General features: G+C 69.4%; 21 protein-coding genes. 8 read left to right on the plus strand and 13 right to left on the minus strand.

Annotated features, from left to right (window positions below; all coding sequences use genetic code 11):
* The 6 genes from HGBR_RS18245 to HGBR_RS14310 all read right to left on the minus strand — a co-directional run.
* Positions 1-989: PIG-L family deacetylase (locus HGBR_RS18245; RefSeq protein WP_019160027.1), on the minus strand; the 989-nt coding region annotated here is incomplete at its 3' end.
* A gap of 7 nt (positions 990-996) precedes the next feature.
* Positions 997-2898 carry a translational GTPase TypA gene (gene typA, locus HGBR_RS14290; protein WP_019160028.1) on the minus strand — a complete coding sequence of 634 codons (1902 nt, stop codon included), beginning with the start codon at positions 2896-2898 and terminating at the stop codon, positions 997-999.
* A 211-nt stretch (positions 2899-3109) separates the two neighbouring features.
* Positions 3110-4963 (minus strand): ABC transporter ATP-binding protein, encoded by a 1854-nt coding sequence (locus HGBR_RS14295; RefSeq protein ID WP_019160029.1) that lies wholly within the window; start codon positions 4961-4963, stop codon positions 3110-3112.
* Positions 4960-6138, minus strand: a complete 1179-nt coding sequence (locus tag HGBR_RS14300; RefSeq protein ID WP_019160030.1) for an ABC transporter permease — start codon at positions 6136-6138, stop codon at positions 4960-4962. The genes HGBR_RS14295 and HGBR_RS14300 overlap by 4 nt, the downstream gene beginning before the upstream one ends.
* Positions 6138-7679, minus strand: coding sequence for an ABC transporter permease (locus HGBR_RS14305; RefSeq protein WP_019160031.1), 1542 nt, complete (start codon positions 7677-7679; stop codon positions 6138-6140). The genes HGBR_RS14300 and HGBR_RS14305 overlap by 1 nt, the downstream gene beginning before the upstream one ends.
* A gap of 110 nt (positions 7680-7789) precedes the next feature.
* Complete coding sequence (locus tag HGBR_RS14310) at positions 7790-9631, minus strand: ABC transporter family substrate-binding protein (RefSeq protein WP_019160032.1); 1842 nt, start codon at positions 9629-9631, stop codon at positions 7790-7792.
* A gap of 216 nt (positions 9632-9847) precedes the next feature.
* On the opposite strand from HGBR_RS14310, the gene HGBR_RS14315 reads away from it, so the two are divergent.
* A complete protein-coding gene (locus HGBR_RS14315) occupies positions 9848-10525 on the plus strand; it encodes a hypothetical protein (protein WP_019160033.1) in 678 nt (225 codons plus the stop codon).
* Positions 10526-10546: 21 nt separating this feature from the next.
* Here HGBR_RS14315 and HGBR_RS14320 read toward each other — a convergent pair whose 3' ends face one another.
* Positions 10547-11191: an MBL fold metallo-hydrolase gene (locus tag HGBR_RS14320; protein WP_019160034.1), complete on the minus strand. Its 645-nt coding sequence runs from the start codon at positions 11189-11191 to the stop codon at positions 10547-10549.
* A gap of 172 nt (positions 11192-11363) precedes the next feature.
* On the opposite strand from HGBR_RS14320, the gene HGBR_RS14325 reads away from it, so the two are divergent.
* Both HGBR_RS14325 and HGBR_RS14330 read left to right on the plus strand, forming a co-directional pair.
* Positions 11364-11699: a DMT family transporter gene (locus HGBR_RS14325; protein ID WP_019160035.1), complete on the plus strand. Its 336-nt coding sequence runs from the start codon at positions 11364-11366 to the stop codon at positions 11697-11699.
* Between the two features lies 1 nt (position 11700).
* Positions 11701-12039 (plus strand): DMT family transporter, encoded by a 339-nt coding sequence (locus HGBR_RS14330; protein WP_019160036.1) that lies wholly within the window; start codon positions 11701-11703, stop codon positions 12037-12039.
* Positions 12040-12101: 62 nt separating this feature from the next.
* On the opposite strand, the gene HGBR_RS14335 is transcribed toward HGBR_RS14330, so the two are convergent.
* The 4 genes from HGBR_RS14335 to HGBR_RS14350 all read right to left on the minus strand — a co-directional run bounded on the left by HGBR_RS14335 (position 12102) and on the right by HGBR_RS14350 (position 16640).
* Positions 12102-13205: an NADH:flavin oxidoreductase/NADH oxidase gene (locus tag HGBR_RS14335; protein ID WP_019160037.1), complete on the minus strand. Its 1104-nt coding sequence runs from the start codon at positions 13203-13205 to the stop codon at positions 12102-12104.
* Positions 13206-13273: 68 nt separating this feature from the next.
* Complete coding sequence (locus HGBR_RS14340) at positions 13274-14917, minus strand: SLC13 family permease (protein WP_019160038.1); 1644 nt, start codon at positions 14915-14917, stop codon at positions 13274-13276.
* 141 nt (positions 14918-15058) lie between these two features.
* A complete protein-coding gene (locus HGBR_RS14345; protein WP_019160039.1) occupies positions 15059-15835 on the minus strand; it encodes an alpha/beta fold hydrolase in 777 nt (258 codons plus the stop codon).
* Positions 15836-16010: 175 nt separating this feature from the next.
* Complete coding sequence (locus HGBR_RS14350; RefSeq protein WP_019160040.1) at positions 16011-16640, minus strand: thymidine kinase; 630 nt, start codon at positions 16638-16640, stop codon at positions 16011-16013.
* A 295-nt stretch (positions 16641-16935) separates the two neighbouring features.
* Here HGBR_RS14350 and HGBR_RS14355 point away from each other — a divergent pair, with 295 nt between their 5' ends.
* The 3 genes from HGBR_RS14355 to zupT all read left to right on the plus strand — a co-directional run bounded on the left by HGBR_RS14355 (position 16936) and on the right by zupT (position 20584).
* Positions 16936-19152, plus strand: coding sequence for an NADP-dependent isocitrate dehydrogenase (locus tag HGBR_RS14355; protein ID WP_019160041.1), 2217 nt, complete (start codon positions 16936-16938; stop codon positions 19150-19152).
* Between the two features lie 113 nt (positions 19153-19265).
* Positions 19266-19736 (plus strand): LapA family protein, encoded by a 471-nt coding sequence (locus HGBR_RS19090; protein WP_019160042.1) that lies wholly within the window; start codon positions 19266-19268, stop codon positions 19734-19736.
* A 74-nt stretch (positions 19737-19810) separates the two neighbouring features.
* Positions 19811-20584, plus strand: a complete 774-nt coding sequence (gene zupT / locus HGBR_RS14365) for a zinc transporter ZupT (RefSeq protein ID WP_019160043.1) — start codon at positions 19811-19813, stop codon at positions 20582-20584.
* Between the two features lie 15 nt (positions 20585-20599).
* On the opposite strand, the gene HGBR_RS14370 is transcribed toward zupT, so the two are convergent.
* Complete coding sequence (locus HGBR_RS14370) at positions 20600-21022, minus strand: hypothetical protein (RefSeq protein ID WP_019160044.1); 423 nt, start codon at positions 21020-21022, stop codon at positions 20600-20602.
* A gap of 177 nt (positions 21023-21199) precedes the next feature.
* Here HGBR_RS14370 and HGBR_RS14375 point away from each other — a divergent pair, with 177 nt between their 5' ends.
* Both HGBR_RS14375 and HGBR_RS18255 read left to right on the plus strand, forming a co-directional pair.
* Complete coding sequence (locus HGBR_RS14375; RefSeq protein WP_019160045.1) at positions 21200-22894, plus strand: FAD-binding dehydrogenase; 1695 nt, start codon at positions 21200-21202, stop codon at positions 22892-22894.
* A 509-nt stretch (positions 22895-23403) separates the two neighbouring features.
* Positions 23404-24429: a hypothetical protein gene (locus HGBR_RS18255; RefSeq protein ID WP_147522530.1), complete on the plus strand. Its 1026-nt coding sequence runs from the start codon at positions 23404-23406 to the stop codon at positions 24427-24429.
* Positions 24430-24790: 361 nt separating this feature from the next.
* Here HGBR_RS18255 and HGBR_RS14385 read toward each other — a convergent pair whose 3' ends face one another.
* Positions 24791-25891, minus strand: a complete 1101-nt coding sequence (locus tag HGBR_RS14385; RefSeq protein WP_019160047.1) for an NAD(P)-binding domain-containing protein — start codon at positions 25889-25891, stop codon at positions 24791-24793.
* Positions 25892-25911 lie beyond the last annotated feature (20 nt).

The following is a 25911-nucleotide window of genomic DNA, read 5'->3' on the forward strand; positions in this document are numbered from 1 at the left end:
GGCGGCTCCCGCCGCCGCGCCGGCGGGCAGGGGTGCGCCGGTCTCGATGCCCGCGCCCGCCCGCCCGGAGAGCGGTCGGGGGCCAGCAGCGCGATCTCGTCGACCGTGCCGTCCGGCAGTGCCCGCACGGGTGCGTCCGCGCTCTTCGCGAAGTCCGCCAGGGCGAAGTGCTCCGTCGTGCCGATCCGCTGGCCGATCCGGTTCGACAGGGCGAAGAAGTCGCCGGCGACCGTGACCTGGGTGGCGTGCGCGGCCATCGCCATCGCCTTCTGCCCCAGCACGTCCTCGACGTCCTGGGCCACGGCCACGGGGACCTCGTCCGCGATGGTGGAAGGGGCCTCGGCGGGCAGGAAGCCCGTGAGGTCGAAGCCTGGCGCGGTCGCGTCGAAGGTCCGGGCTACGGCGGCCGGGGGATTCACGATCGTGAGCAGGCGCGTCCGGTCCGACCGGGCCGGGCTGCCGCGGCGCAGCGCGGACACGGCGGCCTCGTGGCAGCGGCGGTGGTCGGGATGGCCGTAGCCGCCGTCCGCGCCGTAGGTGAGGACGAGGTGCGGGTCCACCGCCTCGATGACGGCGGAGACGCGGGCGGCGACGTCGTCCGGGTCCGCCGCGCAGAACGCATCCGGCGGCATCGTCGCGGGGGCGTGGGCGTGCCCGTCCTCGCCCCACACCATGCCCGAGTCCTCGAAGCGGCGGGCGGGGAACCCGGCCGCGGCCTCGGGAGCGGACTGGCCCAGGTACGCGTGCTCGGTGACCCCCAGCGCCTGCAGCGCGGCCGCGAGCTCCTGCTCGCGGTGCGCGGCCAGGCCCGCCCGGTCGCCCTCGAGGCCGGCCAGCTCCTCGCCGATGACCTCACCGCCCTCGCCCCGGGTCGCGGTGAGGAGGACGACGCGCGCACCCGCGCGCACCAGGTGGGCCATCGTGCCGCCCGTCGCGATCGATTCGTCGTCGGGATGGGCGTGGACGAGGAGGACGGTGGGGGTCGTCAACGGCGGATCAGCCCTGCATCCTGCGCTGGGACTTGTGGCGCTCCTTCTGGTCCAGGATGACCTTGCGGATGCGGACGGAGGACGGCGTCACCTCGACGCACTCGTCCTGGTTCGCGAACTCGAGGCTCTCCTCGAGGGTGAGGGTGCGCGGCGGGACGAGGTTCTCGAACGAGTCGGAGGAGGCCGCACGCATGTTCGTGAGCTTCTTCTCCTTCGTGATGTTCACGTCCATGTCGTCGGAGCGGGAGTTCTCGCCCACGATCTGGCCCTCGTACACCTCGGAGGTGGGCTGGACGAAGAACGAGCCGCGCTCCTGCAGGTTGATCATCGCGAACGGGGTGACGACCCCGGCGCGGTCGGCGACCAGCGAGCCCGCGGTGCGGAACTCGATGGGGCCGGCCCATGGCGCGGTGCCGGCGGAGATCGAGTTCGCGATGCCGGTGCCGCGCGTCTCCGTCATGAAGCGGGTGCGGAAGCCGATGAGGCCGCGGGCCGGGACCTTGAACTCCATGCGGACCCAGCCGGTGCCGTGATTCGCCATCGTCTCCATCGTGCCCTTGCGGGACGCCATGAGCTGCGTGATCGCGCCCAGGTGCTCCTCCGGCACGTCGATTGTCATGTGCTCGAGCGGCTCGTGGAGGACGCCGTCCACGTGCCGGGTGACGACCTGCGGCTTGCCGACGGTGAGCTCGAAGCCCTCGCGGCGCATCTGCTCGACGAGGATCGCCAGCGCCAGCTCGCCGCGGCCCTGCACCTCCCAAGCGTCCGGTCGCTCCGTGGGGAGCACCTTCAGCGACACGTTGCCCACCAGCTCCTGGTCCAGGCGGTCCTTCACCTGGCGGGCGGTGACCTTCGTGCCCTTCTCGCGGCCGGCCAGCGGCGAGGTGTTGATGCCGATCGTCATGGAGATCGCGGGGTCGTCGACCGTGATGCCCGGCATGGGGCGCGGGTCCTCGAGGTCCGTGATCGTGTCGCCGATGTTGATCTCCGGGATGCCCGCGATCGCGACGATGTCGCCCGCGGACGCCTCCGTCGCCGGGATGCGCTCCAGCCCGCGGGTCTCCAGCAGCTCCGTCACCTTCGCGGAGGAGATCTCGCCGTCCGAGTGCACCCACGCGACCTGCTGGCCCTTGCGCAGCGTGCCGCCGTAGATCCGCAGCAGCGCCAGCCGGCCCAGGAACGGCGAGGCGTCCAGGTTCGTCACGTGCGCCTGCAGGACCCCGTCATCGGTGGTCGCGGGGGCGGGGATGTACTCGAGGATCGTCTTGAAGAGCGGCTCCAGGTCCTCGCTGTCCGGCAGATCGCCGTCCGCGGGACGGTTGACGGAGGCGCGTCCGGCCTTCGCGGAGGCGTAAACGACGGGCACGTCGAGGACGACCTCCGCGTCGAAGCCCTCGATCTCCTCCGCCAGGTCGGAGGCCAGCCCCAGCAGCAGGTCCTGCGCCTCGTCCAGCACGTGCTCGATGCGGGCGTCCGCGCGGTCGGTCTTGTTGACGACGAGGATGACGGGCTTCTGCGCGGCCAGCGCCTTGCGCAGGACGAAGCGGGTCTGCGGCAGCGGGCCCTCCGAGGAGTCCACCAGGAGGACGACGCCGTCGACCATCGACAGGCCGCGCTCCACCTCGCCGCCGAAGTCCGCGTGGCCCGGGGTGTCGATCACGTTGATCGTGATGGGCTCGTCCGCGGACGGACCGGTGTAGGCGATGGAGGTGTTCTTCGCGAGGATCGTGATCCCCTTCTCCTTCTCCAGCTCGCCCGAGTCCATGACGCGATCGCCCACGTCCCCGTGGTCGCTGAAGGCACCGCCCTGCGTGAGCATTGCGTTGACGAGGGTCGTCTTGCCGTGGTCGACGTGCGCGACGATCGCGACGTTCCTTCGGTCCGAGCGGCGGGAGGTGTGCAGCGTCATGGGCTCGCTTTCATAGAGGTGGCGGTTGCGCCGTAGACGATTATAGGGGCCTGAACGGCTCCGCCCCGTCGCTCCACCTGTGAAGAGGGGTGGAGCGACGGGGCGGGGTGACCGCGGGAGGCGGGCCGGGGCACCGTCCCGGACCACGGCCTCGGGAGCGGTGCGGTCGTCCGGGAGGGCACTTCACCAGGTGCGTCTCCAGCGACCGGGGTCAGGAGGCGAGTCCTCCCTCGGTCGCCTCGAGGAGTGCGTCGCGCGCCTCACGGCGGCGGCGCTGCTCGACGGGATCCGGCACCGGCACGGCCGCCAGCAGGTGCTGGGTGTACGGGTGGCGCGGCTGCGCGACCAGATCCGAGCTGGGCCCGATCTCCAGCAGGTGGCCGTGTCGCATGACCGCGATCCGACTGGCGACCATCTCGACGACCGCCAGGTCGTGGCTGATGAAGAGGCACGCGAAGCCGTACTGCTCCTGCAGGTCCCGGAACAGGGTGAGCACCTTCGCCTGCACGGACACGTCCAGGGCGGAGGTGGGCTCGTCCGCGATGAGCAGGGACGGCTTGAGCGTGAGCGCACGGGCGATGCCGATGCGCTGGCGCTGGCCGCCGGACAGCTCGTGCGGGTAGCGGTTGCGCATCGAGGTGGGCAGCTGGACCGATTCGAGCATCTGCTCGACGCGGCGGCTGAGCTCCGGCCCCTTGAGCTTCTCGTGCAGCGCGAGCGGCTCGCCGATCGACTCGCCGATCGGCAGACGCGGGTTGAGGGAGGAGCCGGGGTCCTGGAACACGAAGCCCACGGTCTTGCGCAGCTCGCGCAGATCCTTGTTCTTCTTGCCCGCGACCTCGATCCCGCCCACGGTGAGCGACCCCTCGACGACGGGGATGAGCCCCACCGCCGCACGGCCGATCGTCGTCTTGCCGGAACCGGACTCCCCCACGAGGCCCACGACCTCGCCGGGTGCGATCGCCAGGTCGATCGAGTGGGCCGCGCGGAACGCCTTGCGCCTCCCGATCGCGGGGTACTCGATCGTCGCCCCGGCCAGCCGCAGCGCCGTGTGATCCGTCTCGATGCGTCCGCCCGGGTGCTCGTACGTGTCATTGGACTCCAGCGGGATGGCCGCCAGGTCGTCGACGTACTCGAGCTCGACGTCCTGCCCCGAGGAGCCGAACGCAGTGGCACCCGGTTCCCCCGCGCGCGAACCCAGGTGCGGCACCGCGTCCAGCAGCTGACGGGTGTACGGGTGCTGGGGCGCGCTGAAGATCTGCTGCGCGGTCCCCTCCTCGACGACGCGCCCCTGCTTCATGACGAGTATCCGGTCCGCCATGTCCGCGACCACGCCCATGTCGTGCGTGATGAGGATGATGCCGGCGTCGACCTTCTCGCGCAGCTCGCGCATGAGCTTGAGGATCTCCGCCTGGACCGTCACGTCCAGGGCGGTCGTGGGCTCGTCCGCGATGAGGAGCTTGGGCTGGCAGGCCAGGGCCTGCGCGATCATGATGCGCTGGCGCTGACCGCCGGACAGCTGGTGCGGGAACGCGTTGAAGCGGTCCTCCGGGTCCGGGATCTCCACCAGCCGCATGAGGCGCAGCGCCTCCTGCTTCGCCTGCTTGGGGCCCATGACGGTGTGGACGCGCAGGGTCTCCACGATCTGGAAGCCCACCGTGTAGACAGGGTTGAGCGCCGTCATGGGCTCCTGGAAGATCACGGAGATCTCGTTGCCGCGCACGCGCTGCATGCGCTCCTCCGCCAGGCCCACGAGTTCGCGGTGGCCCAGCCGCGCGGACCCCGATGCCCGCCCGTTGCGCGGCAGCAGCCCCATGAGCGACATCGACGACTGCGACTTGCCGGAGCCGGATTCGCCCACGATCGCCAGCACCTCACCGGGGTGCAGGTCGTAGGTGAGTCCCTCCGCCGCCGTGAACCACTCGTCGCCCACCCAGAAGCGGACGCTCAGGTCCTTGACGGACAGGATGGGCTCCTTCGCGGTGGCCGTCCGTCCGGCGGAGTCCGCGTGACCGGCCGGATCCGTCTGACCGGGTCCGCCGGTCGGCTGCTCGTCCTGACTCACAGCTCCCCCTTCCTCGTGTCGTCGCCGTCCGACGGGGCGGACCCGCCGTCCGGTGGCTCCGCCGCCGAGGCCGTGGTCGCCGCTGTCACGGTCGTCCCGCCCGCAGCCGCCCGCCTCCGGTCCGCGCGGTCCATCTTGCGCTGCGACGGGATCGCCTTCATGCGGGGGTCGAACGCGTCGCGCAGACCGTCGCCGATGAAGTTGACGCACAGCGCGATGATGATGATGAAGAGGCCCGCCCACCAGAACAGCCAGGGCCGGGTGGAGAAGGCGCTCTGGTACTCGTTGATGAGCTGGCCCAGCGAGATCTGCGGCGGTCGGATTCCGAAGCCCAGGAAGCTGAGCGCCGTCTCCAGGACGATCGCCTGGCTCATGAGCAGCGTCGTGTTCACGATGATGACGCCCACGGAGTTGGGCAGGATGTGCGTGAACATGATCCGGAAGTCCCCGGCGCCGGAGACGCGGGCGGAGTCGACGAACTCGCGCTCGCGCAGCGCCATGAACTCACCGCGCACCAGGCGGGCGAGTCCGGTCCACAGGATGCCGCCCAGCACCAGCCCCAGCATGGGGGCCAGATAGGACGACAGCGGGAGACCGAAGAAGGAGAAGGAGGGGCCACCGATCAGCTTGCCCAGGATCGCTCCCACGACGATCGTGGGGACGATGATGAAGCCGTCCGTGATCCTCATGAGCAGGCCGTCCAGCCAGCCGCGGTAGTAACCGGCCAGCGCGCCGATCGTCGTGCCGATCACCAGTGCGGTCGCACCGATGATGACCATGACCATGAGCGAGATCTGTGTGCCCTTCATGACCCGGGCGAAGTTGTCGCGGCCGATGTCGTCCTGCCCGAAGGGATGCTCGCCCAGCGAGAACGGGTTCGCCAGCGTCCACGTGGGCGCTCCGCCGGGGTTGACGACCGGGCCGGAGCTCACGTGGTTGTGGATCCACCAGCCCGGGATGGGGCCCACGCCCTGCGCGGTGAAGGCGAGGAGCGCGACGAGGCCCAGGACGATCATGCTGACCATCGCGCCGGTGTGGCGGAAGAACTTGCGGCGGACGATCGCGCCCTGCGACAGGCCGGCGTCCTCCTTCGATTCGATCGCGGTGGGGGCATCCGCGTCGTCCGGGCCGGAGCCGAACGGCGATGCCGGGGGTGTGTCGTGTGTCGTGCTCATCAGGCGTCCACTCGGATTCGCGGGTCGAGGACTGCGTAGAGGAAGTCGGCCACGAGGTTCGCGACGACCGCCAGCAGTCCGGTGATGACGATGTAGGCCATGATCGGGTCGAGCTCGTTGCGGTTCATCGAGTCGATGAAGAGCTTGCCCATCCCGGACCAGCCGAAGATCGTCTCCGTGATGACCGCGCCGCCGATCATCGTGATGATGTCGACCGGGATGATCGATGCCAGCGGCAGCAGCGCGTTGCGCAGCGCGTGCCGCATGACGACGGTGCGGCCCGGCAGGCCCTTGGCCTTCGCGGTGCGGATGTAGTCCTGGTTCATGACCTCGAGCATCGAACCGCGGGTGTAGCGCGTGTAGGACGCGATCGAGATGAGGACCAGGGCGATCGACGGCAGCAGCAGGTGCGTGAAGCTGTCGAGGTTCACGAACCAGAAGTCACCCGTCAGGTTGGGGGTGCTGGCGCCGATCGTCGCGATGGGGCGCTGGTTGATCGCGGGGTGGTCGCCGTAGCGGCCCCACTCCTGGAAGACGCGGTCGATGAAGATGAGCACGCCGATCACGATCGCGGTGATCGCGCCGGTGCGGCCGGAGACCAGGGGGTCGGGTCCGCGGAACGCGGCTCCTACGGCGAGGCCCACGCCCACGGCGACGAGCGCCAGCAGGAACATCCACAGCCAGTTCATCTCGACGTACCAGAAGAGGTTCTGCAGCGGCATGTAGAGACCGATGCCGATGACGGCGACGGTCAGTGCGGTCCAGAGTGCGCGCCGGTTCGAAAGCCCCGTCGACAGGAACGTGACGGCGACAGCGGTCGCGAGCGAGAAGACCCCGATGCCCACGATGCCGAAGGTGGGGTCGTACAGCCAGCCGGAGGCCAGGACGTAATAGATCGTGCCGAAGGTGACGAGGGTGGCGCCGCCGAAGGCCAGGAGCCGGCGCCTGCCGGTGCCGCCCAGAGCGCCCATCCAGATGAGGCCCGCGGCCACGGACACAACGATGATCGGGACCCAGCCCACGACGGGGTCGGACAGGAAATTGTTGAACTCGATCGCACCGTACTGCTTGAGGAGGACGGCGACCCAGAAGACGGGAAGCGAGTACAGGAGGAAGCTCACGAAGGTGATGAAGTAGTCGAACCCGGTGTACTGCCGCAGTGCGGAGATCATGCCCAGGAAGACACCCACGAGGATCGACACGAGGGTCGCACCGGTCACGAGCTTGACGGTGTTGACGACCGCGCCCTGGAGCTGGTCCGTCACGGGCTGCCCGCTCACCCAGGCGGTGCCCAGGTCGCAGCTGCCCACGAGGCAGCCGGCCGCACCGGTGAGCCACTGGAAGTAGCGGATGATCGCGGGGGTGTCGAGGTCGAGGAGGCGGGCGCGCGCTTCGTAGAGGGCGCCGATGTTGGGGGCGGTGCTCTGCCGCAGGTCCGCGTAGTAGTCGAGCGCGGTGTCGAGCAGGAGGAAGAGGACGAGGGTGACGACCAGCAGGACGACGGCGGTCGACAGGGTTCGTCGGAGGATGAATCTGATCATGGCGCTTCACGCTTCGGTTCTGGGCCGCCCGCCGACGGGGACACCAATGCTGGTGTCCCCGTCGGCGGTGCGGCTGCGGTTGGGCGTTCAGCTGAGGAGCCTCACGGCTCTCAGCTGACCTGCCACTCCCAGTAGTTCCAGAACATGGTGGGCGACACGGTGGTCGTCGACACGTTCTGCACGCGATCGCGGTAGATCGTCAGCTCCGGGTGCTGGAAGATCGGCATGCCGAAGCCGTCCTCGATGAGGGTCTTCTCGATCTCCGTCACCAGGGGTGTCTGCTCCGACTCCTCCGTCGTCACCATGAGCTCGTCCAGCATGTCGTCGAGCTCCTCGTTCGAGTAGCCGCCGTAGTTGTTCTGCTGGCCGGTGCGCCAGTTGGCGTCCGAGTTCGAGATGCCCGTCGTGGTCGACTGCCAGCCGAACAGCGAGGCGTCGTACGTGCCGTCGCCCAGGCGGGTGCCCCAGTTGTCGTCACCGTCCTCGACGATCTCGAAGCCGGCCTGCTCCGCGGATTCCTTGATGAGCGTGGCCTGCTGCGCGCGACGCTCGTTCGACGCGCCGTACAGGAGGCGGACCGTGGGCGCCTCGACGCCGGCCTCCTCGAGGAGCTCCTGAGCACCTTCGATGTCACCGCCGGCGAACTCGTCGGAGCTGTTGCCCGCGACGACCTCGTCGTAGCCCGGTGCACCGGGGACCATGTAGAGCGAGTCGCGGACCGTCGCCTCCTCGTTGAGGGGCTTGATGATCGTCTCGACGATCTGCTCGCGCGGCAGGGTCTTGAGGAAGGCCTGGCGCACCAGCTTCGCGGTCTCCTCGTCGCCGTCGTAGGACTCCGGGTCGAAGGGGCCGTTGTTGTCGTACGTGAGGTCGACGTGCTCGTAGGTCGCGCCGTCCTCGCTCTCGACGGTGACGCCGTCGATCGCCTCGGCTGCGGACTTCACGTCTGCCGTGGCCTGCGGCTGGATGATGTCGATCTCACCGTTCTCCACGGCCTGGACCGATGCCATCGGATCCTCGTTGTAGCGGATCGTGACCTGGTTGACGCCCACCTCCTTGGGACCCGAGTAGTTCTCGTCCGCCTCGAGGGTGAGGTACTGACCCTCGGCGAAGTCGACCATCTTGTACGGGCCGTTGTGGACGATGAGATCCTCGTCGTCCGTCATCGACGTGAAGTCGAAGGCGGTGTTCCACTCGTTCGCGATGGTGGACAGCGCGGCGGTGTCCTCGTTCTCGATCGCATCGAGGACAGCCTGCTTCGCGGCCTCCGGGTCCTCCTCGCCCAGAGCCTTCTTCGCGACGATGTGCGCGGGCACGCCCACGCCGTCCGCGCCGAAGCCCAGCGAGTAGCGCCAGTCGGCGAAAGCCTGCGAGTACTCGAAGGTCACTTCCTTGCCGTCCTCGGAGACCTCCGGGAAGTCCTTGATGAGCGACGGGCCGATCGAGGCGGAGTCGAAGAACACCGTCTCCTCGTCCTCGATCTCCTCGATCGCACCGGACTCCTCGTCGCGGGACACCTCCTCCTCTTCGGCCGTGTTGAAGTTCGAGGACTGCGCGGCCCACTGCAGGACGATGTCCGCCGCGTCGACCGGTGTGCCGTCGGACCAGGTCGCGGAATCCGCGAAGGTGTACTTGACCTGCAGCGGGTCCTCGGACACCTGCTCGACGGTGCCCAGGTCGCCCTCCTGCACCTCCAGGTTGTCGTCGTAGTACCCGAAGTTGTCGTTCATCATGTACGTGACGATCGAGTTCGCGACGGCGTTGCCGTTGGCCGTCATCGTGTTCATGCTGCGGAAGGGCTCGTTCCAGCCCACGTTGAGCAGCGAATCGCCGCCCTCACCGCCGCCGCCTTCGCCGCCGCCGTCCCCGCTGCTGCCCGGCGGGGTGCATGCGGATAGGACGAGGGCGCCGGCGGCGACACTCGCGGCCAGTCCCAGGTAGCGCTTCTTCACGTCGTCTCCTCGTATGTCGTTCGTTCCAGCTGTGGCCCCTGCGGACCGGAAGGGCCGCGAGCGGCCCTTCCTGAGTCCCGCATGAGCGGGTCATGCGTGAAGCATGAATTGGTTGAACTGTACGACCGGGGTGAGCCGCACCACACGCTGTGAGCCACACCATCCGCCATCGTTACTCATTCGTGACAGCACATGTATGGCCATACACTCGACCGCATGAGTGGAGCGCAGAACCAGCGGGATCCGGACGAATCCGAGACCGTGCTGAGGACCTCGTCCGCGACCGCCATCGGGTGGACGACGACGGTCGCGGGCGCGCTGGTCGCCCTCCTCATCGTCGTCCAGGTGCCGCCCGCAGCGGCCGTCGCGATGCTGGGTCTGCCCGTGCTCATCGCGACGGTGGGATGGGCCTGCTACCTGCGCCCCCGCGTGCTGCTGACGGGTTGGGGACTGCGGGTCGTCAACATCGTGCGCACCCATGACGTGCCGTTCGCGCGGGTCGAGTCGATCGATCAGCGTCTGGGCGTCACCCTCACGACGGATGCCGGGAAGCGGATCGGCGTCTGGTCACTGCCCGATGCGGGGCGCCGGGTGCGGAGGCCTGGAATGTTCGGCCAGTCCGCGGAGCCGCACGTCGATGACAACACCGTCGTCCAGGACGCCCGTCCGGACGCGGAAGCCGGGACGCGGGGGTTCCGCCGAGGCATCGTCGAACCCCACACCGCTCTACCGGTGCAGCGACTGCTGGACGCGCGCGCCCTCTGGCTCCAGCGCGCGGACGGACCGGCGGGGCCGTCGGAGATCACGACCCGGACACATCCGTGGCCGCTGGTCCTCTGCGGGGTCGCACTCCTGTGGGCCCTCTGGGGCCTGAGCGTCACCGCGACCTTCTGAGCCACCGCGACGTTCTGAGTCTCACCAGCGGCGGGCGCGCCACTCCTCGAGGTGCGGCCGCTCCGCGCCCAGGGTCGTCGCGTCGCCGTGGCCCGGGAGGACGAGCGCGTCATCGGCGAACCGGTCGAAGATCCGCTCCTCCAGGTCGTCCATGAGCGAGTCGAAGTCCTCCTCCGACCACGTCTTGCCCGGACCTCCGGGGAACAGCGAGTCGCCGGAGACGATGACGTCCTGGCCGTCCGCGTCCGTCAGGACGAAGGCGATCGAGCCGGGCGTGTGTCCCCGCAGGGCGATGCACGCGAAGGACAGGTCCCCGATGACGAGGACGTCCTCGTGCGCCACCGTCTCCGCGATGTCCGCCCCGGACTCCTCCGTGATCGCGGCCGCGTCGTCGACGCCGGCGATCGTGCGGTCGGTCAGCTCCCGGGACGCGTCCGCCAGCGCGCGCACGTGATCCCAGTGGCGGTGGGTCGTGAGGATCGCATCGACCCCTCCCCCGCCGGCCGCCTCGATGAGGGACCGGATCGCCGGCAGGTCGTCTGCCGCGTCGATGAGGACGTGTGAGTCCGCGCCGTCCGCGGTCACGAGATAGACGTTGTTCTGCATCTCCGACACAGCGATCGAGCGGAGGGTGAATCCTGCGAATGCGCGCTCCACGATGTCCATGGACCCACTCTAGGCGCAGACCGGGGGGCGGACGGACCCCCCTGTCCCGCATCGTGGGCATCGCGCGGTGGGTCTCCGCCCCTTGCTACCGTCGGTCCCGGGCGCACACACCGCCCGCGGACGAGGGAGCCGTACCCGCACACGCGACAAGACGGCCAGATGAGGAATCCCCATGTCCTTCGACCTGTCCCCCGGACTCGCCTGGACGGTGCTCATCGTCTCCGGCGCCTTCGAGACGATGTGGGCGTACGCGCTCGCGGCCGATCATCTGCGCATGCCCCGGCGCATCCTCCTGTTCCTCGTGGGCACCCTCGTGTCCATGGGCGGCCTGGCGGCGGCGCTCGGCAGCATCCCCGTGGGCACCGGCTACGCCGTGTGGGTGGGGATCGGCGCCGTCACGACGCTGCTCCTGGCGGTGCTGCAGCGCCGCGAGTCGATGACCTGGCTGCGCGCGGTCTTCGCGGCGGTCCTCCTGACCGGCGTCGTGGGCCTCCAGGTGGTGAGCTGACATGCACTGGATCCTGCTCATCCTGTCCGGCTCCCTCGAGGCCGTCTGGGCGCACGCGCTCTCCGACATCCTGGACCCCGTCAACGCGATCACGTTCCTGCTGGGCCTGGCCGGCTCCGTGTGGGGCCTGCAACGGGCGATGAAGAAGATCCCCCTGGGCACCGCCTACGCGATCTGGGTGGGGGTCGGCGCCACGGTGACAGCGGTCTGGTCCGCGATCGAGGGCGAGCCCTTCGGTCCGGCCAAGATCCTCTGCATCGGCCTCATCCTCGTGGGCGTCATCGGCCTGGAACTCAGCCGTTCGCACGCCCCGCACGAGGATCCGGCGTCTGAGGCGTGAGATCCGATGGCGACGGAGGCGCGTCACCTGATCCCGGGTGACGCGCCTCCGTGCTGAACGGGTCAGTGGGTCGCGCGGAACGCTCCCCGCGTGTACTGCTGGGGGTAAGGCGCCTCGCGCCAGTCCATGCCCAGGTCGAAGGCGGCGCGCTGAGGCCAGGCCGGATCGCGCAGAGCGGCCCGCCCGATCAGCACCACGTCCGCGTCGCCGGTCACGAGGACCTGCTCCGCCTGCGCACCGTGCGTCAGGAGTCCGACCGCACCGGTCGTGGCACCGGTCTGGGCCACTTCCCCGGCCAGCGGCACCTGGTAGCCGGGCCCCACGGGAATGCGTGCGGGCACGTTGCCGGAGGAGGACACGTCGATGAGGTCGCAGCCCTCCGCGGTCAGGAGAGCGGCGAGCTCTGCGGCCTGCTCGACGTCGAAGCCCTGGTCCTCCCAGTCCTCGGCCGCCCATTCCGTCGCGGACACGCGGACGAACACGGGCATGTCCTCCCCCACCTGTGCCCGCACGGCGGCGTAGACCTCGCGCACCAGGCGCGTGCGGCCCTCGAAGTCGCCTCCGTACTCGTCATCGCGCGTGTTCGACAGCGGTGAGAGGAACGAGTGGAGGAGGTAGCCGTGGGCGGCGTGGATCTCCACCGCGTCGAAACCGGCGGACGCGGCCCGGCGGGCTCCGGCCGCGAAGGCGGCGACGACCTCGGCGATGTCGTCCTTCGTCATCTGTCGCGGCTGCGCCAGCTCCGGGTAGGGCAGGGCGCTGGGGCCCAGCGGGGTCCAGCCGCCCTCCTCGACGGGGATGACGCCCTTGGGGCCGCCGTAGAAGTTGGGGTGCGTGCTGGCCTTGCGGCCGGCGTGCGCCAGCTGCAGTGCGATCGCCGCGTCCTGGCTGTGGACGAAGTCGACGACGCGGGACCAGGCCTCCGCCTGCTCGTCGTTCCAGATGCCGCAGTCATTCGGCGAGATGCGGCCGTCGGGGGTGACCGCGGAGGCTTCGGCGATGAGGAGTCCGAACCCGCCCTGCGCCCGCGCACCCAGGTGCACGAGGTGCCAGTCCGTGGGCACGCCGTCGCCCGCGAAGCAGGAGTACTGGCACATCGGCGGCAGCCACACGCGGTTCTTGACGGTGAGGCTGCGCAGGGTGATGGGTTCGAAGAGTCGAGACATGGCCATCACTGTAACCACCGCGTCCCGGACGCGCACAGGACGACTGCAACGCGGACGCCGGGGCCGCGTCAGTAGACGATGCCGAAGACCCACACCGCCAGAGTCATCGTCGCCAGCGTGATGATGACGAGGGCGATGAGGTTGAGCCAGAAGCCGCCCTTCACCATCTGACCGATCGTCACATATCCGGAACCGAATGCGACCGCGTTGGGCGGGGTCGCGACGGGCAGCATGAACGCGCAGGTCGCCGCCAGCGCGACCGGCACCGTCAGCAGGAGCGGATCGGCACCGATCCCCAGCGCGACGCCGCCGACCACCGGGATGAAGGTCGCCGCGGTCGCGGTGTTCGACGTGATCTCCGTGAGGAAGAGGATCGCGAACGCCAGGACCGCGACGAGGACGATGATCGGCACCCCCGCGAGACCTTCGACTGCGCCGCCGATCGCCTCCGTGAGACCGGACGAGGTGAACTGCCCCGACAGCGCCAGCCCTCCGCCGAACAGCAGGAGCACGCCCCACGGCATGTCCACCGCGGTGTCCCAGTCGAGCAGCCGCACGCCCGGCTTCGCGCCGGCGGGGAGGATGAAGAGGATGAGTCCCACGGTCATCGCGATGCCCGCATCGGAGATGGGAGCGGGGTCGAAGATCGTCGGGATGAGGATCCACGACAGCGCGGCGAGTGCGAACACGGCGAGCACCATCCACTCCGGCCGGGACATCGGGCCGAGCTTCGCCATCTCATCGTCGATGAGCTGCCTGCCACCGGGGATCCTCGTGACCTCCGGCCGGAAGAACACCTGGGTCAGGAGGAACCACGCGATGACCATCATGACGATCGCGACCGGCACGCCCACCAGCATCCACTGGCCGAATCCGATCGAGATGTCGTGGTTGTCCCGCAGATAGCCGACGAGGAACGTGTTGGGCGGAGTGCCGATGATCGTGCCCAGCGAGCCGATGGATGCGGAATAGGCGATCGCCAGCATGAGTGCGGTGCCGAACTTCGACTGGAGGATCGAGTCCTTCGTCGACTCGGAGGTCGTCTCAGCGCCTGCGTCCCCCGCCTCACTGAGCGGAGGCACCTCGCCGGAGCGCTCCATCGTCTCGTTGACGAGGATGAGGACCGACAGGCCGATCGGCAGCATGAGCACCGCGGTCGCCGTGTTCGACACCCACATGGAGAGGAACCCCGTGGAGATCATGAATCCGGCGATCATGAGGTTCGTCCGATCGCCCATCATCCGGAGGACGACGAGGGCGATCCGCCGGTGCAGGTTCCACTTCTGCATCGACAGGGCGATCAGGAAGCCGCCCATGAAGAGGAAGATCGTGTCCGACCCGTAGCTGCCGCCCACCTCGGACAGCTCGACGCCGTTGAAGATCGGGAAGATCACGAGCGGCAGGAGAGCCGTCGCCGGGATCGGGATCGCCTCGGTCATCCACCAGACGCCCATGAGCGCCGCTGTCGCAGCGGTGACCCGCGCCTCCGGCGCGATGCTTCCCGGCAGCAGCGCGAACATGAGGACCGCGGCGACGAGGCCGGCGACGAAGCCCGTCCAGCGGATGGTCACCGCCCGCTTCGGCAGCCCAGGATCCTTGAAGCCGGCGGAGACGATCCGTCCGCCGGGCCGATCCGGCGGGAACTGCGGTCGTCCAGAGCTCGCCGCAGTCCGGATCGTCGGGTCGTTCCGCTGCGTGTTCCCATCACTCATGTGGCGGCCTCCTTGCCGTCAGGTGAAGCGGTGACAGCAGTGCTGTCCCACGTGTCGGACTTTCACCCTACGCACGTCGCGGTGCCGTGGGCGAGGAGGACGGCCGAGGAACCGGGTCGCAGCGCGGTGCGCGGTGACCTGTCAGTCGAGCTGCTGGGCGAAGAAGCGCTCGAGCCGCTCTGCGACGAGCTCCGGGTGCTCCACCATGGGCAGGTGCGCGGCGTCGGGGATGACGGCGAAGGAGGAGCCCTCGATCTGCTGGTGCAGCTCGCGCATGGAGTCCGGGGTGTTGCCCGGGTCCTGGGCGCCCGCGAGGAGCAGCAGCGGCACATCGATCGTCGCGACGCGATCGCGGATGTCGTAGCCCGCCAGTGCGCCGCAGCAGTCGATGTAGCCCTCCGGATCCGTCTGGGCCAGCTGCTCGAGGACGATGGGTCCCGCGGCGATGTCCTCGTCGAGGAAGCCGGCGGCGAACCACCGGTCCGCGGTGTCCGGGACGAGTGCGCGCAGCCCGCCGGCCGCGCGGACCTCGCCGATCCGCTCGTTCCAGCGCTCCGCACCGCCGAAGTACGCACCGGTGCACAGGGCCGCGACCCCGCGCAGGCGCTGCGGGTGGCGCAGGGCGAGGGTCAGGGCGATCGCACCGGAGATCGAGACGCCGGCGAAGAAGAAGGTCGAGGCGCCGTGGGCGTCCGCGATCGCGACGACCTCGTCCGCGAGTGCGTCGATCGTGACGTCCGGCATGCGGGCACTGGCGCCGTGGCCGGGGAGGTCGAGAGTGACGACCCGGAAGTCGTCCGCGAGGCGATAGGCGACACCCGCCCACTGCGAGCCGTGCGTGCCCAGCGACGGGCCCAGGATCAGCAGAGGTGCGGAGGGGTCGGCGTCGTTGATGAGGGAGTGTGCGAGCGCAGTCATGAGGGATCCTTCCCAGCAGGTGGCAGGCCGACGAATGCGGGCGCGTCCAGCCTATCCGCCGCGGGTCGCCGGACGGCAGAGGCATCTCAGGGTGTGGCGGGGTGCCCGTGACGCGGCGTCGTCCCGAGGAGGTGGGGTCGCAGCGGGAGGTGCGGGGGCCTCGGCGGCGGGCGTGTCAGCCCAGACGGCCGCCGGACTCGCGCAGGTAGCAGGCGGGGCACAGGGACTCATAGGTGACGTCGACGCCGTCGATGGCGACCTGGTCGCCGGCGAAGACGAAGGTTCCGTCGACCTTCCGGCCGTTGAACATCGCCTTGCTGCCGCAGCGGCAGATGGTCTTGAGCTCCTCGAGGGAGTGCGCGATCTCCAGGAGCCGACCGGAGCCGGGGAAGGCGCTCGTGCGGAAGTCGGTGCGGATGCCGTACGTCATGACGGGGACTCGGCGGTCAACGGCGATCCGCAGGAGGCCGTCGACCTGGGCGGGCTCCAGGAACTGGGCCTCGTCGATGAGCAGGCAGCTGACCGGCAGGCCCGGGTCGTCCAGCGTCTCGATGAGAGCAGAGTGGTCGACCCGCTGGGCGGCCTCGTCGAAGAGGGCGACAACGTCCTGACCGGGGGCGATCAGGAAGTCGACGGCCCGCGAGACGCCCAGGCGCGACACAATGAGGTCGTCGCCCTTCGTGTCGATGTGGGGTTTCGCCAGCAGCACCCGCTGACCGCGCTCCTCGTAGTTGAAGGCTGCCTGCAGCAGCGCCGTCGACTTGCCGGAGTTCATCGCGCCGTAGCGGAAGTACAGCTTCGCCATGTGTGCGGTCACTCTCCTGGGGGTGCGGGCGGGGGTGCGGGCCGGGCCGGGAACGCCGGGCGGCAGCGGTGGGCCGCCGGGGGGGTGACGGCCGGATGGGGGTGGGACATCGGAATCGTACTCGGTGACCGGGGCAGCGGCGGTCTCCCCGGCCTCGGCGACGGTGGGCTGCCCGGCCCGGCCGGGCGGGGCGCACGCGTGTGACTTCCAGCACGCGGGCATCCGGCGCTCAGCCGATTGCCAGAACGATAGACTGGCGCGGAATAACCCCCACCGAAGACGGAGATGCTGTTCCATGGCAAAGATCATGTACACGCGGACGGACGAGGCTCCGCTGCTGGCCACGTACTCGCTCAAGCCGATCGTGGAGGCGTTCGCCCGCACCGCCGGAGTCGATGTGGAGACCCGCGACATCTCGCTGGCCGGCCGCATCATCGCCCTGTTCCCGGAGCGCCTGACCGACGCGCAGCGCCTGGACGACGCCCTGGCAGAGCTGGGTGAGCTGGCGAAGACCCCGGACGCGAACATCATCAAGCTGCCCAACATCTCCGCCTCCGTCCCCCAGCTCAAGGCCGCGATCGCGGAGCTGCAGTCCCAGGGCTACGACCTGCCGGACTACCCGGAGGACCCGCAGACGGACGAGGAGAAGGACGCGCGCAAGCGCTACGACTCCGTCAAGGGCTCCGCCGTCAACCCGGTCCTGCGCGAGGGCAACTCCGACCGCCGCGCACCCAAGGCGATCAAGCAGTACGCGAAGAAGTACCCGCACTCGATGGGCGAGTGGTCCGCGGACTCGAAGACCACCGTCGCGACGATGGGCGAGAACGACTTCGCCTCGAACGAGCTGTCGGTCGTCTCCCCCGCTGCGGACACCTTCACGATCCGCTTCACCCCGGCCGACGGCGAGGCGCGCGAGCTCAAGTCCTTCCCCGTCCTGGAGGGCGAGGTCGTCGACGGCACGTTCATGGACACGAAGGCGCTGAGCGCGTTCCTCACGGAGCAGGTGGCCGCCGCGAAGGAATCCGGCGTCCTGTTCTCCGTGCACCTGAAGGCGACCATGATGAAGGTCTCCGACCCGGTCCTGTTCGGCCACGTGGTCCGTGCGTTCCTGCCCGAGGTCTTCGCACAGTACGGCGACCAGCTGGCCGCCGCGGGCCTGTCCGCGGACGACGGCCTGGGTGCGATCCTGTCCGGCCTGGACGCCCTCGATGCGGACACCGCAGCGGGCGTGAAGGCCGCGATCGAGAAGGGCCTGGACGAGGGCCCCGCCCTGGCGATGGTGAACTCCGCGAAGGGCATCACGAACCTGCACGTCCCCAGCGACGTGATCGTCGACGCCTCGATGCCCGCGATGATCCGCGTGGGCGGCAAGATGTGGGGCGCGGACGACCAGACGCACGACACACTGGCCGTCATCCCCGACTCGTCGTACGCCGGCGTGTTCGAGGCCGTCATCAACGACTGCAAGGCCAACGGCGCGTACGACCCCACGACGATGGGCTCCGTCCCCAACGTGGGCCTCATGGCGCAGAAGGCGGAGGAGTACGGCTCGCACGACAAGACGTTCGTGCTGGACGCCGATGGCGTCGTCGAGGTCGTCAACGGTGCCGGCGAGGTCGTCATGAGCCACACCGTGTCCGCCGGTGACATCTGGCGCGCCTGCCAGACGAAGGACGTCCCGATCCGCGACTGGGTCCGCCTGGCCGTTGAGCGCGCACGCCTGTCCGACACCCCCGCCGTGTTCTGGCTGGACGAGAACCGCGCACACGACGCGCAGCTCATCGCGAAGGTCAAGGAGTACCTGGGCGACCACGACACGGACGGCCTGGACATCCGCATCATGTCGCCGGTCGAGGCGACGAAGCTGTCCGTCGAGCGCATCCGCCGCGGCGAGGACACGATCTCCGTCACCGGCAACGTGCTGCGCGACTACAACACGGACCTGTTCCCCATCCTGGAGCTGGGCACGTCCGCGAAGATGCTGTCCGTCGTCCCGCTGATCGCCGGTGGCGGTCTGTTCGAGACGGGCGCGGGCGGATCCGCGCCCAAGCACGTGCAGCAGCTGGTCGAGGAGAACCATCTGCGGTGGGACTCCATGGGCGAGTTCTTCGCGATCGCGGAGTCGTTCCGCCACTTCCAGAACAAGGAGGGCAACGACCGCGCGGGCGTGCTCGCCGCGACGCTGGACGACGCGACCGCGACCTTCCTGGAGGAGAACAAGTCGCCGTCGCGCAAGGTGAACGAGATCGACAACCGGGGCAGCCACTTCTACCTGGCCCTGTACTGGGCTGAGGAGCTGGCGAAGCAGACCGACGACCAGCCGCTGGCCCATGCCATCGCTCCGGTCGCGAAGGCGCTGCGCGAGAACGAGGACGCGATCACCCGCGAGCTCATCTCCGTGCAGGGCCGCGAGGTCGACCTGGGCGGGTACTACAACCCGTCGGAGGAAAAGGCGGACGCCGTCATGCGTCCGTCGCAGAAGCTCAACGAGATCATCGCGACGCTGGGCTGATATTCCGCAGACGGCAGCGGGGGCACACGGGTCCGTGTGCCCCCGCTGTCGTCTGCGCCGAGCGCGGTGTGAGAATCATGGGACGCACGACACATCGGCTGTACGCTTGCTGTATGACGACGAACCCCGATCCGCACAACGCACCGAGCCCTTCCCCTACCGGCGGCACGGGATCCGGGAACCTGAGCGACAGCCTGCCGCCCGAGCTCCTGGAGGACGGCGGCGATCAGCCCACGCAGCAGTCCCCCGCGCCTGCGCCGGGGCCCGCGCCCAGTGCTCCGGTCGAGCAGCAGCGAAACACGCAGGACATCCCCGCCACGGAGACCAAGGGCGGACTGTCCGGTGGCGTCTGGGTGTCACTGATCCTGGGCGCGGTCATCACGATCCTGCTCCTGGTCTTCATCATCCAGAACAACTCGACCGCGCAGTTCCAGTACTTCGCCTGGGAGTTCCAGCTGCCCCTGGGCGTGGCCATGCTCCTGGCGGCGATCGCCGGCGTGCTGGTGGCGGGGATCATCGGCAGCGTGCGCATCTTCATCCTGAGCCGCCGACTCAAGAAGGTGCAGAGGGCGATCGGCGGCTGACACCGCCGCACGTTCGCTCATCTGCGCAAACGACGACTTGTGAGCGGTCATGACTTCAGGGGATTCTCTGAGTCATGGCCGCTCTCATCGCTTTCTCCCTCAGCCTGCTCGCCGGGCTCGCGACGGGCGTGGGCGGCGTGCTGGGTGTGCTGGGCGGCGGGATGTCGCGCCGGTTCCTCGCGGGAGCGCTGGGGTTCTCCGCCGGGGTCATGGCCTGCGTGTCCATCCTGGAGCTCCTCCCCCAATCGGCCGCCGACCTGAGCGCCGAGGGCGCGTCCCCGTGGTGGGCGCTCCTCGCCGCGGTGCTGGGCGGTCTGGCCGTGTTCGTCTTCTTCGCCGCCGCACGCTTCCGCAGCCGGAGGGAGCTGCCGGAACAGGGTGAGGAGCGCCAGCGGGCCGTGCTGCTGCGGACCGGCCTCGTCACGGCCGTCGCGATCACCGCGCACAATTTCCCCGAGGGCTTCGCCACGTTCCTGACCGCGCTCCACGACCCGGCCGTCGCGCTCCCGGTCGTCGCTGCGATCGCACTGCACAACATCCCCGAGGGGATCGCCGTCGCCGTCCCCATCCACCACGCCACGGGACAGCGGGGCAAGGCGCTGCTGGCGAGCTTCGCCTCCGGGCTGGCGGAACCGGCGGGGGCGGTCATCGGGTGGCTGCTGCTGGCACCGCTCCTCACCCCCGTAGTCCTGAGCGCCGTGCTGGCCGGAGTCGCCGGCATCATGCTGACGATCTGCGCGACGGAGCTGCTGCCGGCCGCCCGTGCGCAGCGCGAGAGCCGTGCGACGGTGATCGGACTGGTCGTGGGTGCCGCCGTCATGGCGCTGAGCCTCTACCTCCTCAGCTGATCCGGCTCACCCTCCTCACCCCCGCATGCTGATGCTCAATCCCGGCTTGCGGTGATGGACGGAGAAGTAGCGCAGGCCCTGCGACCCCGCCTCGAACCTCCGCCACGAGCGCCTCGGCAGCCACACGATCGAACCCACGTCCAGGCCCACTGCCTCGGATTCCGTCCCCAGGGTGCCGGACCCCTCCAGCACGTGGATGAGCACATCGAGATCGGGCCCCACGTGCCCCTCGATCGATCCACCGGCCGGTAGCGCGATGACGTTCGCATCCAGATCCCGGGCAGCGGGATCCAGCTGCCACACCGAGCCTTTCGCCTGGCCATCGAGTCCGGCCAACAGCTCGCCGGCGTGGCCGACGGTGCGCGGCAGCGGCGGGCCGGTCGTCGGGCGGATCTCCTCATCCGATCCGTCGTCTTCCTGCTCCACGTCCTCGCTCATCGCTCACTCCTTCGAGATCCCGTCCGGTGCACACCGACTTCGATGGTCGCACGGCAGCGAAGAGTGGGTCCGGGGAGGGTGATGTCGCCACTGCTCAGCGGGGCGCCGCTCTTTTGTTACCCCCGTCACAGACTGCAGTCGCGGAACGTCCGCACCCTCGTGACCCGGAGGTCCTTCATGTCGGCTCACTCATCGGACGTGCTGGTCATCGGGGCCGGTCTGTCGGGGCTCGTCGCCGCGACCGAGGCCTGCGAGGCGGGCGCCACTGTCACGCTCCTCGACCAGGAGTCAGAGGCGAACCTGGGTGGGCAGGCGTACTGGAGCTTCGGTGGTCTCTTCCTCGTCGATTCGCCGGAGCAGCGTCGCATGGGGATCCGCGATTCGCGCGAGCTCGCCGCCCGTGACTGGTGGGGGTCCGCGCAGTTCGAGGACCACGACGCGAATCCCCGGCAGTGGGCGGAGGCCTACCTCGACTTCGCGGCCGGCCCCAAGCGGGAATGGCTCCACGGCATGGGCGTGCGCTTCTTCCCCATCGTGGGGTGGGCGGAGCGCGGGGACGGGACCGCGCACGGACACGGCAACTCCGTCCCCCGCTTCCACATCACGTGGGGCACCGGGCCCGGCATCCTCGCACCGTTCGTGGCCCGTGCGAAGGAGCACATCCGTGCCGGTCGCCTGCGCGTTCACTTCCGGCACCGGGTGACCTCCCTGGTGACGGAGGCGGGCCGGGTGACCGGGGCCTCGGGAACGGTGCTGGCGGAGGACCCCGCGGCGCGCGGGGTGGCGAGCTCACGGGAGGTCGTGGGCGACTTCGATCTTCGGGCCGGGGCCGTGATCGTGACGAGCGGCGGGATCGGCGGCAACCACGACATGGTGCGGGCGCAGTGGCCGCAGCGGCTGGGGACTCCCCCGGCGCGGATGCTCACGGGGGTGCCGGCGTACGTCGACGGCTCGATGATGCCGATCGCGCAGGCTGCCGGCGCGCACATCCTCAACCCGGATCGGATGTGGCACTACGTCGAGGGGATCGGGAACTGGGACTCGGTGTGGCCGGGCCACGGGATCCGGGTCCTCCCGGGACCGTCGTCGCTGTGGATCGACGCGGAGGGGCGGAGGCTGCCCGACCCGGCGTTCCCCGGCTTCGACACGATGAGCACCCTGCGGCACCTGCGGGGCACGGGCCACGACCACTCGTGGTTCATCCTCACCCAGCGGATCATCGAGAAGGAGTTCGCGCTGTCCGGATCCGAGCAGAATCCGGATCTGACCGGGAAGTCTGTACGACAGCTGGCCGGCCGTCTGGGCTCCGGCGCGCCGGCGCCCATCGAGGCGTTCCTGGAGAACGGGGAGGACTTCGTGCGCGCGGATTCCGTGGAGGAGCTGGTCGCGGGGATGAACGCAGTGGTGGCGCGGGAGTGGGATGAGACTGGTGCTGGTGGTGCTGGGGACGCCGGACCAGTGAGGCTGGATCCGGGGCGGATCGCGGATCTCATCGCGGAGCGGGACGCGCAGGTCGACAACCCTTTCAGCAAGGACCGGCAGATCCAGGCGATCCACGCGGCGCGCGGCTACCTGGGTGACAAGATCATGCGGGCGGTCGCGCCGCACCGACTGACGGATCCCGCGGCCGGACCGCTCATCGCGGTGCGCCTGCGGGTGCTCACGCGCAAGACCCTGGGCGGACTGCACACGGACCTGCAGGGGCGGGTGCTGGGTGCGGCGGACGGCTCGGTGGTCGAGGGGCTGTTCGCGGCGGGCGAGGCCGCCGGCTTCGGCGGTGGCGGTGTGCACGGGAACAACGCCCTCGAGGGCACGTTCCTGGGCGGCTGCCTGTTCTCCGGGAAGGTGGCGGGCCGCGCGGCCGCGGGGTGAGGCGGAAGGAGCTCCTCCGCTCCTCCCGCAGAAGGACACCCAGTTCGCACTTCTCTACCGTTGTGCGTACGAGCATTCCCGCACATCGCGAGAATCGTTGGGCCGGGCGCGCGATTGCCTGACCGCCATCTTCCACAACGCACTTCTCTACCGTTCTACGAGCGAGCATTCTCGTACTTCGCGAAAGTCGATTGACGCCCAGGCCAGGCGCTCGCACCGCCTGCGACCCCGAAGCGTCACACGCAGTGCCTGTCACGGACAGCCTCGCGCACAGACAGCTGTGAAGACGCGAGTCGCCTTCCACATCCGACCGTCTGAGCTCACGCCCACTTCGACGCACGTCCACGGTTGTCCGCATGCACAACGTGATCACTGCTCGTACCTGCACCCGCTTTGGCATCTCACCGACGACGGTGAGGAATGCTCTCCGCTGCTGCCTCCGGAAACTGAACCACGGCATCTACGTGGGAATCGTCCGGTGTCCGCGGCACCCGGAGATGGCTCAATTCTTGGACGACGACGAGATCCTCGCGATCCGCTCGGCAGGGATCGACCGCGCGACACGCGCCGACATCGACCGAGTCCGAAGAAGCGAGTTCCTCGCCACCATCAGCGCCTACAAGCGTTACGACGACGGTGACACTCTGGGTCTGACCTCAGCAGCGGTTCTCCACGGGATTCCGCTGGTCGGATCCACAAAGGCTTCCGGACCTCGCATCCGCAGACGACCTGGCCCACAGCAGGAGGTCGTGTCGACCTTGTCCCTGGGCGAACCTGGCACACCCGTGCATCTGGACGTCTGGAATCCCATTCGCCCCTATCGGTCGACGTGGATCACCCGCAGATTGTCTGACGTGGACCCGCGCCACCTCACGCAGATGCGTGGTGTCTCAGTCACCACCCAGGCGCGCACGTGTGTCGATCTCGCGCGGGCAGGGACCGCCTTCGATGGCACAGTCGCGATGGACTTCGTCCTGGCCCAGGCACTGGAGAGCGGCGGAGTCGAGGAGCGAGAGCGCGTGCATCGAGCGCTCCTGGAGTGCGTCGGCCAGGCGGATCGCACCCCGGGTGTGAGGCGAGCGCGCATCGCCTTCGAAACGGCGACCGGTCTGTCGGAGAGCGTCGCAGAGTCCCTGGCACTGCACTGGTTCCGCGTCCTCAAGGTCACACCCGTTCAACAGCAGGTCGAGCTCTACGACGACGTGAACGAGTTCGTCGGCCGCGTTGACTTCCTCCTCACAGCGGAGGACGACACCCCTGTCGTCGTCGAGATCGATGGTGCCGTGAAATACGACGAACGAACACTGGTGCTGGCGGGCGGCGCGCCGTATGGCGAAGCAAGACACGGTGGCAACGGCGATCTGTCGAAGTCCGGAGGAGGAGCAGGGACGCGCAACCCGCTCTTCCGCGAGAAGCTGCGCGAGGACCGTATCCGACGCCTGGGCTATCGGGTCGTGCGAGTGACGTGGAAGGACCTCATGTCGGACATGAAGATGATCCTGCTGCTGCGCGAAGCGGGGGTCGAGATGTGGTGAGGCGCGTCGAGGGTGAGCGTGACCCGGCGGCTTGAGTGGCTGACGGGTCACCTGCTCGCGCGGCCGTCTGAGCGAGGAGCACACAGCGCGGGGGCCGCACGTGCGAGGAGCCGACGGGTCGCGGACTCGCTCCGAATGCAGGGGTCCGGGCGGCAGGGGGTCCGGGAACGATTCTCGCGAAGTACGACAAAGCACTCGCGAACATTGCAAGAGAAGTCGCATGTAGATGAGCCTCTATGCGGCTCGGAAACTACGTTCGCGAAGTACAACAATCTTTTCACGCACTTCGCGAGAGAACCGCACTATGGGGCGAACGGCATTGGCCGCCGGGACCCTCCCGGGACGCCGAGAGCGCCTCCCCCTACCCCAACCCCGCCAGGTACTCGTCCAGCTCCCGTGCGATCGCCCGGCCCGCGCGGTTCGCCCCGATCGTCGAGGCGCTGGGCCCGTAGCCCGGCAGGTGCACGCCGTGGTTCTCGACCGCCCGGGTCGTCGCGCGCCCGTCCACCAGCAGACCGCCCTCCGGCGTGTGCAGGTCCAGAGGCGCCAGGTGATCGAACCGGTGGATGAACCCTGTCGCCCACAGGATCACGTCGACGTCCAGCCGTCCGTCCTCCGGCACCGCACCCCAGGCCCGCGGCACCTCCGGGTCCCACACGACACCCGCCCGATCGATCCGGTCGAACATCGGCCGGCACCGCGGCAGCGCGTCCGAGCTCACCGCCGCGATCGGCAGCCCCGTGTTCGACACGACGGACCCGGGCGGCAGCCCCTGCCGCACACGCTCGGCCACGCGGGCGACGACGTCCGCGCCCACCTCGGGGGTGAACTCGGCATTGCGGATGTCCGGCCGCGACCGCGACACCCATGACGTCCGCGTGACCTGCGCCAACTCCCCCAGGTGCTGCACTGCGGAGATCCCCGCGCCCACGACCAGCACGTGCGAGCCTGCGAAGTCCTCCGCCCGCGTGTAGTCGCGCGTGTGCAGCTGCCGCCCCTCGAAGCTCGCGATCCCCGGGTAGTACGGGATCCGCGGCCGATCCCAGGTGCCCGTCGCGTTCACGATCGCCCGCGCGCGCAGGGTGTCCGCTGGCCGCCCGTCACCGGACAGCGTCAGCACGAAGTCCGTGCCCCCGCCGTCCGGCTGTTCGACCCGATCGACCGTGACTGGCCGCAGCACGCCCAGCCCCATTCGCTCCTCGTACGCCGCGTAGTACCGCGCGACCGTCGAGGCCGCCGGCACCTCGTCATCGACGTCGATCGCCTCCCGCAGTCCCCAGCCGGGCAGGTCCGCGACCCCGTTCGCGGTCTTGAGCGTGAGGCTGGGCCACCGGTGCTGCCACGCACCGCCCGGCCCGGCGTTCGCATCGAGCAGCAGCATCCGCTCGGCGGGCTCATACCCGCGCCTCATCAGGTGATACGCAGCCGAGAGCCCCGCCTGCCCCATCCCGATGACGACCACATCGACTCTCAACCGCGCGA

Source organism: Brevibacterium senegalense (assembly GCF_000285835.1).
Lineage (GTDB): Bacteria > Actinomycetota > Actinomycetes > Actinomycetales > Brevibacteriaceae > Brevibacterium > Brevibacterium senegalense.